This window comes from Crassaminicella profunda, from assembly GCF_019884785.1.
GTDB lineage: Bacteria > Bacillota > Clostridia > Peptostreptococcales > Thermotaleaceae > Crassaminicella > Crassaminicella profunda.
In genome coordinates this window covers 2,707,616-2,721,150 of record NZ_CP082326.1, presented here as the reverse complement: position 1 = coordinate 2,721,150, position 13,535 = coordinate 2,707,616, and the positions used below count along the sequence as shown (strand labels likewise).

Below are 13,535 nucleotides of genomic sequence, written 5' to 3'. Positions count from 1 at the left end.
TATTTTGCATTTTAAAATAGACACCATTAAATGATAGAAGAATATAAAGACTTAATTACTATATATTTGATAAATCGAGAAATCTGAATGGGCAAATAGAGAAAAAATGTAAAAAACTCTCGAAGGTCCCTGAATAAACTTCAGGGGCATTTTTGCAACCAAATACGGGCGAAAGGAGGCACAAAATGGCGAATAAAGTAAAAATATTTGATTCCACCTTAAGGGATGGAGCTCAAGGTGGGGGCGTTTCCTTTTCTGTTGAAGATAAGATAAAAATAGTAAAAGCGTTGGATGATTTAGGGATAAGCTATATTGAAGCAGGAAACCCTGGGTCTAACTTTAAAGATTTAGAATTTTTTAAAAAGGTAACAGAAATAGATTTGAAAAATTCAAAACTAGTAGCTTTTGGAAGTACTAGAAGAAAAGGAGTAAAAGTTTCAGAGGATGAAAATGTAAAATCCCTCCTTACAGCCAATACAGAAGTAGTAGCCATATTCGGAAAATCATGGGACTTTCATGTGACAGAGATTATTAAAACTTCTCTAGAAGAAAATTTAAAAATGATCAAAGAAACCATACAATTTTTTAAAAGTGAAGAAAAAGAAGTTGTCTTTGATGCAGAGCACTTCTTTGACGGATATAAAGAAAACCCATCCTATGCTTTTGAAGTATTAAGAGCAGCAGTGGATGGAGGCGCAGATAGTTTAGTATTATGTGATACTAATGGAGGCACTTTTCCAAATGAAATATATGAAGTGACAAAAAAAGTGGTAGAAACTTTTCCTGTAGAAGTAGGAATCCATTGTCATAATGATTGTGGCATGGCTGTTGCAAACTCCGTTATGGCAGTAGAAGCTGGGGCTGTGCAGATCCAAGGAACCTTTATTGGTATTGGAGAGAGATGTGGCAATGCAAATCTTTCTACATTGATTCCAAATATACAAATGAAGAATGGGCTTTATTGCATACCTAATGAAAATTTGGAGAAACTTACAACGAGTGCAAGATATGTTGCCGAAATAACCAATATTCAGCTAGATAGCAGTATGCCTTATGTGGGGAATAGTGCTTTTGCCCATAAGGGTGGTATGCATATTGATGGAGTAAACAAAGCTTCCCATTCTTTTGAGCACATGAATCCGGAATTTGTGGGGAATAGAAGAAGATTTTTAATGTCAGAGGTTTCAGGAAAAACTACTATTCTTCCATTAATTCAAAAGATAGATAAAAATATGACTAAAAGTTCACCAAAAACGCAAGAAATTATGGATAAGCTTAAAAGACTTGAACATAAGGGGTATCAATTTGAGGGAGCAGAAAGTGCGTTTGAGTTAATTATCAGAAAGCATTTAGGAAAATATAAACCCTTCTTTGAATTAAAATATTACAAAGTGATTGAGGAAGAACCTGCTAATAATAGAGAATGTAGTTCTTCAGCTCTGATTAAAGTAATGGTAGATGGAAAAGAAGAAATGACTGCTACAGAAGGAAACGGGCCTGTAAATGCATTAGACAAAGCCTTAAGAAAGGCGCTAGAAGTATTTTATCCAAATTTAAAAGAGGTACATTTATCAGATTATAAGGTAAGAGTATTAAATGCTGAAGATGCAACAGCAGCAAAGGTAAGAGTACTCATTGAATCTACTGATGGAAAAGAAGTGTGGAGTATGGTAGGGGTATCCACTAATATTATTGAAGCAAGTATGATTGCACTAATAGATTCTATTGAATATAAGCTTATAAAAGATTTAGAAAAAGAGGAGGAATAGCTTATGGGAATGACCATGACGCAAAAAATATTAGCAGCACATGCAGGACTTGAAGAAGTAAGACCAGGACAATTTATTGAAGCTAATTTAGATATAGTACTTGGAAATGATATTACAACACCTGTTGCTGTAAAAGAATTTAGAAAAATGGGAGCAAAGGAAGTTTTTGATAAAAACAAGGTAGTCATTGTACCAGATCACTTTACACCTAATAAGGATATCAAAGCAGCAGAACAGTGTAAAATGATTCGTGAATTTGCTTATGAAAAGGAAATCGAAAATTATTTTGAAATAGGAGAGATGGGAATTGAGCATGCACTACTACCTGAAAAGGGATTAGTTGTAGCAGGGGATGTAGTTATAGGTGCTGATTCACATACTTGTACTTATGGTGCATTAGGTGCATTTTCAACAGGAATAGGAAGTACAGATATGGCAGCTGGAATGGCAAGAGGAAAATGTTGGTTTAAAGTGCCTAATGCTCTAAAGTTTGAATTAAAAGGAAAGCCTCAAAAATGGGTAAGTGGAAAAGATGTGATTCTTCATATTATCGGTATGATCGGTGTAGACGGAGCCCTTTATAAATCTATGGAGTTTATGGGAGAAGGATTAAAACATTTATCTATGGATGATCGTTTATCTATGGCAAATATGGCAATAGAAGCAGGCGGAAAAAATGGAATTTTCATGGTAGATGAAAAGACTATTGAATATATCAAGGAGCATAGTAAAAAAGAATATACAGTTTATGCACCTGATGAGGACGCAGAATATGACGAAGTTTATGAAATAGATTTAAGTAAAATTAGACCAACAGTAGCATTTCCACATTTACCAGATAATACGAGAACGATTGATGAAGTAGGAGATGTAAAGATTGATCAGGTAGTAATCGGTTCTTGTACAAATGGTAGAATAGAAGATTTAAGAGTAACAGCTGAAATTCTAAAAGGTAGAAAGGTTGCGAAAGGGATTAGAACCATTATATTCCCAGGAACACAAAAGATTTATTTACAAGCTATAAAGGAAGGTTTAGCTGAAATTTTCGTAGAAGCAGGAGCTGCTTTTAGTACACCTACCTGTGGACCATGTCTTGGAGGACATATGGGAATCCTTGCAAAGGGTGAGAGAGCAGTAGCTACAACAAACCGTAACTTCGTAGGAAGAATGGGACATCCTGAATCAGAAGTTTATCTATCAAGTCCAGCAGTAGCGGCAGCTTCAGCAGTAGTAGGAAAGATTGCAAATCCTGAAGACTTAGATGTTTAAGGCATAGTAGAACATATTATGAAGAAAATAAAAAATTTATATAAAATTTTTTGAAATACGGATAGCACAAATAGACGTATACAAGACAGGAGGAAACAACATGAAAAAAAGAGGAAAAGTCTTTAAATACGGAGACAATGTAGATACAGATGTTATTATCCCAGCAAGATATTTAAATACATCAGAGCCAAGTGAGCTTGCAAAGTATTGTATGGAAGATATTGATGCAACTTTTGCAGAAAATGTAAAAACGGATGATATTATTGTAGCCAATAAAAACTTCGGCTGCGGTTCTTCTAGAGAGCATGCACCTATCGCTATTAAAGCTAGTGGTGTATCTTGTGTCATTGCAGCAACATTCGCAAGAATCTTTTATCGTAATGCTTTCAATATAGGTCTTCCAATCCTTGAGTGTGAAGAAGCTGTAAAAGGAATTGATAAAGATGATGAAGTAGAAATTGATTTTGAAACAGGTGTCATTGTGAATATAACAAAGAATGAGACTTATCATGCAGAACCTTTCCCACCATTTATCCAAGAGATTATAGCAAAAGATGGGCTTGTGAACTATGTAAATGAGAAATTAGGGTAAAAGGTAATAAGCATTTTTAGTAGAGAAGAAAGAAAAGAAAAAATTTGATAAAAGATTAGTAGATATAATAATGAAGAACTGGAGGAAAATACTATGAATTACAATATAGCAGTTATTCCTGGAGATGGGATCGGTCCTGAGGTAGTAAGGGAAACTACTTTAGTACTTGAAAAAATAGGTGAACTTTATGGACATAATTTTAACTTTACTGAAGTTTTAGCAGGAGGATGTGCTATTGATGCACATGGGGAGCCCCTTCCAGAAGAAACGCTAAAGGTTTGTAAAGATAGTGATGCAGTACTTTTAGGTGCTGTAGGGGGAGATAAGTGGGACAATCTTCCTGGGAATAAAAGACCTGAACAAGCATTACTAGGACTTAGAAAATCATTAGGACTTTATGCAAATCTTCGTCCAGCAATCCTTTTTGAGCAATTAAAGGATGCTTGTCCTCTAAAGCCTGAAATCATAGGAGATGGACTTGATATTTGTGTAGTTCGTGAGCTGACAGGTGGAATCTATTTTGGAGAAAGAGGACAAAAGGATACACCAATGGGAAAAGCAGGCTATGATGTGGAAATATACAGTGAAGAAGAAGTAAGAAGAATTGCAAAGGATGCCTTTGAAATTGCAATGAAGAGAGACAAAAAGGTAACAAGTGTAGATAAAGCAAATATCCTAGAAAGCTCTAGACTTTGGAGAGGGGTTGTTGAAGAGGTAGCAAAAGACTATCCTGAAGTAACCCTAAATCATATGTATGTAGATAACGCATCCATGCAGCTTGTAAGAGATCCAAAGCAATTTGATGTAATCGTTACTACAAATATGTTTGGAGATATTTTATCGGATGAAGCAAGTATGATTACAGGTTCTATCGGAATGTTACCATCTGCAAGTCTTGGAGGAAACATAGGTATGTATGAGCCAGTTCATGGTTCAGCACCAGATATTGCAGGAAAAGATTTGGCAAATCCTATTGCGACGATTCTTTCAGTTGCCATGATGCTTCGTTATTCTTTCAATTTAGGAAAAGAAGCAGATACTATCGAAGAAGCTGTTAAAAAAGTACTAGATGAAAATTATCGAACAGGTGATATTGCTAGTGAAGGTGCAAAAGTAGTTGGTACAAAGGAAATGGGAAGATTAGTTAGAGAAGCATTAAAATAAGTGATAAAGAAAAAAATGAGAGAACTTCAGCAAATAAGCTGAAGTTTTTTTGTGTGCAGATGTGTATAGAGATAATGGTAAAGTTAGTAGTATTTTTTTATAAAAATAACACAAAAGTAGATGGGAACGTGGGTTCAGTATATCTCGGGGGAAACTTACATAATAATACAAAATAAGATATAATTAGAAATAAGGATTAGAATGAATGTTGAAGAGAAAAACGAAAAAGAAATTGAAGCACACTTTGATTATAATAAAGAATTTCTAAAGAAAATAAGACGAATAAAGGGAAGATTATTCATATACTAAGGCATTTATTTGCTACACATTTACTAGAAGGAGGGACAGAACTGAGATATATACAGGAATTATTAGGACATAAAAGTTCAAAGACTACTGAAATTTATACGCATGTAAGCAAGAAAAATTTAAGTAAGATAGAAAGTCCATTAGATTTGTGGGGGGGGATTTTATGAAGAACAAGAAGTTGAATTTTTCAATACTTGCAATTTTTATTTTGATAGTGTGCGTTTTCATATTAAATATGCCTCGTCCCCAAAATGATATTGCTTCAATGGAAAAAATGATTTCAAAACAGATTAAAGCTAAAGAAACAGTTGTGGTATATAACATGGATGTTGTTGATGATTATAGACTAGTTGGTTATTTAATAGAAGATGAACAGAAATATGAAAAATTTGGATTTGCTCTTTTTAAAGTGAATAAAAAAGACAACTATGAATTTATTAATGCTATAGATGCAGACAAAACGACTAAAGAAACAACTGATATTATAGTGTATGAGTTTTCTCAGTTTAAATTAGGAGATTTTTCACAACCTAGACAATTAGTTATCATCAGTAATAATTCTCAACTTGCTAGCATAGAACGAATAACTAAAAATGGAGAAATACAAATAAAAGAAGTTACTGATAACCCATCTATTAGCTTTTTTGAGGATTTAGATAGTAACGTTAAGGTGAAATACAACTTTTATGATAAGGGTGGAAACATTATTAAATAGAAACACAAAATAGCATTATTTTTATTAGTTTAGTAATTAATGTATGTTATCATTTATATGATACGAAGAATTATAGGGGAGAAGCATCAGCACTTCCTATAACATGCTATTTGCATACAGTCCACGAAAAGCATGTGGAACGTTGGAATATAGCAAGGACGTTTTATAAATAATCCAAATAAAATTTTAGATATTTTGTTTGGCAATGACTGCGAAGGAGTTTTGCCATGAAAAGAAAAGGAAGATTATATATTATATCAATGGTGATAGGTATATTAGGAATTTTGGATACTTGGATTCTTAGCTTATATTCTAATATGAATGTAGGAATTGTTTTGCCAGGAATTTTTGGTTTTGCTCTTATATTTTATTCTAGTATTAAAATAAAGTATCCAGAATATGAATTTATAAAAAATAGAAAGATACGAAAAATAATAAAGGGAATGGGCCTAGTGGGAATGATATTTTTTATATTTGTTGAAATGATGGTTATATATCATGGAACAAGTGAATTTTATGGGGAGGTAGATTATGTAGTAGTTTTAGGAGCGGCAATAGATAAACAAGCTAGACCTAGACTATCATTACAGAAAAGGCTTAATACGAGTCTGAAATATTTAGAAGTAAATCCTGATGCAAAGGTGATTATGTCAGGGGGACAAGGTCCTGATGAGCCTATATCAGAGGCGGATGCTATGAAGAAGTATGTGATAGAGCGGGGTGCAAAAGAAAATAATATTTTAATTGAAAGGGGTTCAACTAGTACATACGAAAACTTTAAGTATACGAAGGATTTAATAGGGAATGAGTTTCTAGACAAAAAGACATCTATATTGATAATTACAAATGATTTTCATATGATGAGAGCGAAGAAAATTGCAAATAGTTTGGGATTTAAAGTATATGGATTGTCTAGTAGAACTCCTACTTCTACAATTATAAATAATTATATTCGTGAATTTTTTGCTTGTGTTAAATCGTGGATTTTTGATATTTGAAGAAGAAAACAAATGAAAATTAGTGGGTAAGTGCTTCGAAGCTTACAACAAAAGCACATAATATACTATTTTCACACATTCCACGAAAACCATGTGGAACATCTCAAGATAGCAAGAACGTTATGTGCAATTAAGTATTTTGTATTTGAAAGAATGGAGGAGATGATGAATCTTGTGCAAACGGATATGACCATTCAGGTGAATTTTGGGAAGTGATGGATTGCATGGGATGTAATGATATAGAAGCTTTGGAGAAATCATATCCGGAAGAAGTGGGATTATGTAGCAATGGATATCCTACTTTTGTGGTAGCAAGTAATTTATTATTTGTTCTTTGGTATCATAAAGATGAATATGCAGAAAGTGTAATTATGAAAGCAAAAAAAGTATTAAACCAGAAAAAGTCATTATGGGAGAAAGCGATTGTTGCATTTCTGGTTGCTTTATATGATAAGAATATGGAGGAAGCAAGTATTCAGTTAAATCAGGTGTGTAAATCTTCAAGAAGAAATGATAGACCTAAACTTTATAAATTTTTTTGTTTAGAGGCTCATGGATTATATAATATTGCTAGAAATATTTTACCACAAGAACTATTTGAACAGATTAAGATGCCAGAAGATGAAGCATTTATAAATGAGTTTGCCATTTAGCAGAAACGTGAAGGATACCTCAATGGAGAACTATTTATTATTTATCCAGAAAAATTAGATTTTATGAACCAGATTTTGAAATGTTCACTACCAGAGTGTTGTCTGCATGTGCCATATAATGATAGTAATAAAAAATACAGAGATCATGAACGAATGAGAAAAGAGTTAGCAGAACAAATGAGTACGTAAAGAAAACAGATATTTGTTGTATAATAAAATAGATTATTTGTGAAGAAATTTGTATGAAAAAAGAAGTAACTTAGGGCTAGTGAAGTTGCCACGATCCTATAACAGTGTTCATAGACATTCATCTTTTGCTTGGATAAAATAAATATTTGATGCTTTATCAGTTATGTTTGATAACAAAGCAAATTTTACTGAACTGTACTAAATAAGGATTATTTATAACAATGGGAGGTAGGTATAGCTTATGAAAAAGAAAATATTGTTCATTTTGTTATGTTTTACAACAATGCTTACTATCATGCTGACAACAGCCTATGCAGATATAGGTCCCAAGCCTTCGATTGTGATTAATTTTGAGGGACTGGAGGATGAAAGTTATTATGTGACTTTGCTGTCCGAAGTATCCTCTACGGGACCGCACAGGGTGTTAGGTGAATACTCTAATAATCAACGTTACCACGAGGGCGATGAAGAATATACAATTTGGCAGAAATTTTTGTCATATGAGGATAAAGACGGGTTTTACTTTTTACAGTATTTTGAAAACTGCACCCATACTTCCGAGTTTACTTGGGGCTACTATCCTCCACCCAAATTTAAAATATTAATCTATTTTCCTGAACAGGACAGCTTTGTTGTGAGCGAGGATAGTTATGAGCAATATGCCTTTGACAGTTACTATAAGGTAGATGCAAAGGGTTTGGAGATACAATCTGTTGCAATCAGTGATACTATAAAGGCAGAAAAAAATTACGATTATACTTGGGAGATTGTTTCTCTATTTGGCAGAATTATTTTAACCATAGCAATTGAAGTTCTTATTGCATTATTTTTTTGTTTCAAAGCGAAGAAACAGCTTTTGATTATCGGAGTTGTAAATATCATAACCCAGTCGATACTCAATATTTTACTGAATATTATTAACTACTATCAAGGCAGTATGATGTTTGTATTTAACTATGTGTGGATGGAATTACTGGTGTTGATCATAGAAGCCGTTGTATATTCTGTTTTTCTACACAAGTACAGCAGTGGGGAATTAAGGAAAAAATGGCTTGTACCTCTATATGCGTTAACAGCAAATGCAGTATCCTTTGGTGTTGGACTTTATATTGCACATCTGATACCGGGAATTTTTTAAATGAAGCTACAACAAAACGAAATTTACCTTTACGGATTATAAAGTTAGAAAGTATGGAGCAAGCACAAACAGCTCCTTCATCTGCCACAATTTTTAGTCTTTTTCACGAAGGAAAATTCATAACAACTGATATTAGTGTTTGTATGGATAGTCGCTTTGATAAGATTGTAGGAAAAAGTAAATAGAACAATTGAAACATAAAAAGGGATAAAACCTAACATCACCTAACATAGAATTTCCTTCATCTTACAAAATACACGTAGGACGACTGAAATGCTAAGAATATTAGACGAAATACTGTAGTAAGGATATCTTTATGGTCTAAGGTTCGCAATAAATAATCTAGTGCAATGAAATATATTTGAAGGGATAGATAAAATGAAAAGAATTCCGTTATTAATAGTAGTGCTATTTAGTTTAATTGGGTTAGTTGGATGTATAAACAAAAATGAAATTAGTAAAATGGAGTCTGACAAACAGACTTCAATTGAAACAAATGTTGCATCAAAAGATAAACTAAGTGAGAATTTGAATTCTGATGTTAGAGTTGGGACACAAAGTAACACTATAACAGAGAATGATGTTCAAGACATAACGTCATTCATACCTAAAGGATGGCACATATTAGAAAAAAGTGATGGTCAATTAGCTTCAGCAGAAGGCGATTTAAATAAAGATGGGATAATTGATAAAGTGGTTGTAATTGAGGAAACTAATCAGATGGAATATGCTCCGTCAAGAAATTTATTAATAGCCTTTGGGAATGAGGACGGTACATATACACTATCAATAAAGGCAGAAAAAGCTATTTTGTTAAGAAATGAAGGAGGACCCTTTGGTGATCCTTTTGATGAGATTATTATTGATAGAGGTTCTATCATGTTGAAGTTCTTTGGAGGTTCTAGTGAGAGATGGTATTTAAAATATAGATTTCGTTATCAAAATAATGGCTGGTACTTGATTGGAGCAACAGAAGGTGGTTTTGTAGATGTTAATGATGATATGCTTAATGAAGAAGAGGACTATAACCTACTTACAGGCGATTATATAATTAGAAAACTTGAGGATGGTAGAATAATCACCATAAAAGGAAATAGAGGGAAAAAGCAACTATTGAATCTGAAAGATTTCATTGTAGATTCATATGAAAAACAGTTTTAGAAAAGACAGTATACATCATGTGTCGATACGACTATTATAGAATATTCAAAGACAGTTTTAACATAAAGCATATAGAAATCACTATAAAAATAGGCTTGATAAGCTTTGCCCCATTTTTAATAGCTAGTTGTGTTCCTAAAAGGGCACCCAGCATCATACATATGCCCATGGGGATACCAATAGAATAAATGACTTTACCATGGAAGGCAAAGACGATAAAAGATGTAATCACACTGGTAGTATTTAATATTTTTGCATTGCCACAGCTTATTAAAAAGTCAAAGCCTAGAAAGGTAATGAAGGAAAAAATCAAGAAAGAGCCTGCACCTGGACCAAAAAAACCATCATAAAAGCCTAGGGTAAATGCAATACTTGCACCAATGATGATATTTTTACGATGCATACCAGTAAAATGATCTTCACTGCCTAAATCTTTCTTAAATATGGTATAGATACATACGATAAAAAGGAGTATGGTTACAATAATATTTAATATTTTTTGATCAATTAATAAGACTGTGTTTACCCCTAATATGGCGCCAATAATGGTAGCTGGAATCATATATTTTAGCATAGCAAAATGAACTTTTTTTGATTGAATAAATTTTGCTGAACTAGATACAGTGCCAAATATAGCCCCTAATTTGTTGGTACCTAGGGCAAAATGAGGGGGAATACCAAAAGCAAATAAAGCAGGAATACTGATGAGTCCTCCGCCGCCGGCAATAGAATCAACAAATTGAGCTAGAAAACCAAAGAAACATAGATATACAATTTTCATTTCCATAGAAATGCCCCCTCTAATATTTTCATATAATGACATTATAATAGAATTCAAAGATTATGTCATGACAAAATAAAAAAAATAATAACCATATTTTGGGTAAATGAATAAGATAATATGAAGATTTTTTTATGAGGAGGTGGAAATATGTGGAGAAGTTCGAGTGTTGTTTATGCTGTTCAACCAGGAGATACTTTATACAGTATTGCCAGAAGATTTGATACGACAATTGAAAATCTTATGAAATTAAATGGATTAACGAGTACAGAGTTAACACCAGGACAACGCCTTAAGATTCCTCTTTATACGGAAGTTGTTGTAAATGTAGATGCTGCAAACATCCGTAAAGGACCAGGAACCTATTATCCAGTTATAGCACAAATGAGTAAAAATGCACGACTTCCTGAAATAGGGGCTTGGAAAGAATGGAAAAAGGTGAAATTATTTGATAATAGTAAAGGATGGATTCGAGGAGATTTAGTAAAGGAATATATACATGACGGAGAAAGACCAATAATAGGCAACTTAGGGTTTTATACTTTAGAAGAAGGACCAGCATTACCTAGTTCTTATGACTCTTTTGTGAATAATACACCTGCGTTATCAGAAACAGGGATGTTCTTATTTCAAATTAATAAGGACAATCCAACAGAAATTGTAAAATTTGGAGATTTTACAGATGAATATGTAAAAGATATTGTGTCTATTGCCCATAGACAAAATATTAAAATTTTACCTGTTGTTCATAATTTATTATACAAAGACGGAGGAACAAAAACTTCAAAAGATGTTGTAAAAACTTTAGTTTCTAGTGAGCAAAATCGTCAAGCTTTTATTCAGAATGTCATTAACCTTATTGAAAAATATGATTTTGATGGGGTAAATATTGATATTGAAGATGTATATTTAGAAGATAGTGAAAACTTATCTGCTTTATATACAGAACTAGGAGAAGCTTTAAGAAAAAAAGGATATTATTTATCAGGGTCTATTCCTGCTAGGGTAAGTGATAAACCTTTTAATCCTTTCTCTGATCCATTTGATTATGAGGCCATTGGAAAGGCAGTAGATGAATTTGTTGTAATGCTTTATAATGAACATGGCTGGCCTGGAAGTGGACCAGGGCCTGTTGTTTCAATAGGATGGATGGATAGAGTATTAAATTATACAAAGACTAAAATGCCACCAGAAAAGATTACAGGGGCCGTTTCTGTATTTGGATTTGATTTTAATTTAACTACAGGGAAGAACACCTATGTAACTTATGATATGGCCATGAAGCTTGCAGAAAAATACAATAAAGAAATTATTTTTGATGAAAAGACTCAAACACCAACCTTTGCTTATGTAGATGAAGAAGGAAATCAACACGAAGTTTGGTTTGAAAATAGAGATAGTATCTATGCAAAGGCTCAAAAGGCTTGGGATCTTGATACAAAAGGGCTTGCTCTTTGGAGACTTGGAATGGAGGATCCCAATATTTGGCGTATGTTAAGAGAAGATGTAGTAGTAAAAAGAGAATAAAGGATAAAAAGCTCATATTTCCTCGGAAATATGAGTTTTTTTGAAAAATAGGTTAAATTTACTACGAATAAAAAAAAGGAATAAAAAAAGACATGAAGAACCCTTGAAACATATCTTAAAATTCACTAAATTTGAAGGATAGTAGGTTCTTAGTTTACGAATGGGAAATTAACCGTTATAATAAAAATGTCGATTTTTGCAAAAAAATAAAGAATTTTAAAAGATTCTATATTATAATAAGGATAATACGATAAACAATAGAAATTTGATTACTTATTAAAGACAGTATACATCTTTCTTATGAACCATTAAAAATGGGTGTTGTCCTGCTAGTGTGAAGTAAGGAAGGAGGAAAATATGGAAAAACCTGAATATATAAGATTAACCAAAGGTCTTACATTTCGAAGGCGAAAAAAAAATAGTTTTAAAGTTACATTTATTAGTATGCTTATTTTTATTTCCATTATTATGTATTTTATATGTAAGTAAATTAGGAATTATTTTTTATACTTATACAAAAAAATCTCTGCTTTTGCAGAGATTTTCTTATTGTTGTTGATTATATTGAGGTTCTTCATTTTTTACAAAATCAACTCTGCCTTGAAGTGTTTGAGCTGCATTTTCTAGCGTTGTAGCTAATTGATTAAACATTTGCTTTGCTTGCTGGTCATCCGTATCCATAGAAAATGTTTTAAATTGTGCAGATAGACCTTTTGCACCTGCAAGAGCTTGTTCAAGTTTATTTATTGTAGTCATTAAACTTCTCTCCTTTATTTTATTTTTACATATATAGTATTTTCAACTTTATAAAAAATATAAGGATAAAAATGTACATAAAAGTACCTTTAAGAACAAATACTGTATATATACTACATAGGAGGTGAAATAGTTGGAAGAAAGAAGGAAGGAAAGAAATAACATAAATTTAGGAGGTATGCTGGTAAGAATACTAGTATCCATGATCGTATTAGCAGTTGCTGCATTTTTCACACCATATTTTTCTATAACAGGATGGATTCCTCTACTCTTTGCTGCAATAGCTATTGGGATCATAGATTACTTAATAGAAAGATTTACTGGTTTTGATGCCTCTCCTTTTGGTAGAGGTATTACAGGATTTATTGTGTCAGCAGTAATTATTTATTTAACAGGAATGCTTGTTGGAGGAGTAAGGGTAACTTTCCTAGGTTCTATTTTAGCAGCGTTTGCCATAGGGATTGTTAACATGATTATTCCAGGAAGAAGTGTATTATAAAAGCCCAGATTTTCT

15 protein-coding genes are annotated in these 13,535 nt (G+C 32.6%); 13 read left to right on the top strand and 2 right to left on the bottom strand.

All coding sequences use genetic code 11. The annotated features are described in order from the left end of the window. The first annotated feature begins 185 nt into the window (after positions 1–185). From cimA to K7H06_RS12835, 11 genes are all read left to right on the top strand, one after another. A complete protein-coding gene (gene cimA, locus K7H06_RS12885; protein ID WP_223036452.1) occupies positions 186–1,769 on the top strand; it encodes a citramalate synthase in 1,584 nt (527 codons plus the stop codon). 3 nt (positions 1,770–1,772) lie between these two features. Next, a complete protein-coding gene (gene leuC, locus K7H06_RS12880; protein WP_223036451.1) occupies positions 1,773–3,038 on the top strand; it encodes a 3-isopropylmalate dehydratase large subunit in 1,266 nt (421 codons plus the stop codon). A 100-nt stretch (positions 3,039–3,138) separates the two neighbouring features. Further along, a complete protein-coding gene (gene leuD / locus K7H06_RS12875) occupies positions 3,139–3,630 on the top strand; it encodes a 3-isopropylmalate dehydratase small subunit (RefSeq protein WP_223036450.1) in 492 nt (163 codons plus the stop codon). A 93-nt stretch (positions 3,631–3,723) separates the two neighbouring features. Then, a complete protein-coding gene (gene leuB / locus K7H06_RS12870; RefSeq protein WP_223036449.1) occupies positions 3,724–4,794 on the top strand; it encodes a 3-isopropylmalate dehydrogenase in 1,071 nt (356 codons plus the stop codon). Between the two features lie 260 nt (positions 4,795–5,054). Continuing rightward, entirely contained in the window at positions 5,055–5,270 is a 216-nt protein-coding gene (locus K7H06_RS12865; protein WP_343216831.1) for a tyrosine-type recombinase/integrase, read from the top strand. Beyond that, entirely contained in the window at positions 5,267–5,818 is a 552-nt protein-coding gene (locus K7H06_RS12860) for a hypothetical protein (RefSeq protein ID WP_223036448.1), read from the top strand. Before K7H06_RS12865 ends, K7H06_RS12860 begins: the two co-directional genes overlap by 4 nt. Before the next feature lie 227 nt (positions 5,819–6,045). Further along, positions 6,046–6,816: a YdcF family protein gene (locus tag K7H06_RS12855; RefSeq protein WP_223036447.1), complete on the top strand. Its 771-nt coding sequence runs from the start codon at positions 6,046–6,048 to the stop codon at positions 6,814–6,816. A 224-nt stretch (positions 6,817–7,040) separates the two neighbouring features. Beyond that, on the top strand, positions 7,041–7,469 hold the full coding sequence (locus K7H06_RS12850) for a hypothetical protein (protein WP_223036446.1): 429 nt from the start codon (positions 7,041–7,043) through the stop codon (positions 7,467–7,469). 430 nt (positions 7,470–7,899) lie between these two features. Further along, positions 7,900–8,796: a hypothetical protein gene (locus tag K7H06_RS12845; protein WP_223036445.1), complete on the top strand. Its 897-nt coding sequence runs from the start codon at positions 7,900–7,902 to the stop codon at positions 8,794–8,796. Next, positions 8,706–8,981, top strand: coding sequence for a YoaP domain-containing protein (locus tag K7H06_RS21555; RefSeq protein WP_425514918.1), 276 nt, complete (start codon positions 8,706–8,708; stop codon positions 8,979–8,981). Before K7H06_RS12845 ends, K7H06_RS21555 begins: the two co-directional genes overlap by 91 nt. Positions 8,982–9,174: 193 nt before the next feature. Then, positions 9,175–9,957 (top strand): hypothetical protein, encoded by a 783-nt coding sequence (locus tag K7H06_RS12835; protein ID WP_223036443.1) that lies wholly within the window; start codon positions 9,175–9,177, stop codon positions 9,955–9,957. A gap of 34 nt (positions 9,958–9,991) precedes the next feature. Here the strand turns inward: K7H06_RS12835 and K7H06_RS12830 are convergent, their stop codons facing one another. After that, on the bottom strand, positions 9,992–10,744 hold the full coding sequence (locus K7H06_RS12830; protein WP_223036442.1) for a TSUP family transporter: 753 nt from the start codon (positions 10,742–10,744) through the stop codon (positions 9,992–9,994). Between the two features lie 144 nt (positions 10,745–10,888). On the opposite strand from K7H06_RS12830, the gene K7H06_RS12825 reads away from it, so the two are divergent. Next, positions 10,889–12,265, top strand: a complete 1,377-nt coding sequence (locus tag K7H06_RS12825) for a glycosyl hydrolase family 18 protein (RefSeq protein WP_223036441.1) — start codon at positions 10,889–10,891, stop codon at positions 12,263–12,265. A gap of 546 nt (positions 12,266–12,811) precedes the next feature. On the opposite strand, the gene K7H06_RS12820 is transcribed toward K7H06_RS12825, so the two are convergent. After that, entirely contained in the window at positions 12,812–13,021 is a 210-nt protein-coding gene (locus K7H06_RS12820; RefSeq protein ID WP_223036440.1) for a DUF1657 domain-containing protein, read from the bottom strand. A 133-nt stretch (positions 13,022–13,154) separates the two neighbouring features. Between K7H06_RS12820 and K7H06_RS12815 the strand changes: the two genes are divergently transcribed. Further along, positions 13,155–13,520, top strand: coding sequence for a phage holin family protein (locus K7H06_RS12815; RefSeq protein ID WP_223036439.1), 366 nt, complete (start codon positions 13,155–13,157; stop codon positions 13,518–13,520). Positions 13,521–13,535 lie beyond the last annotated feature (15 nt).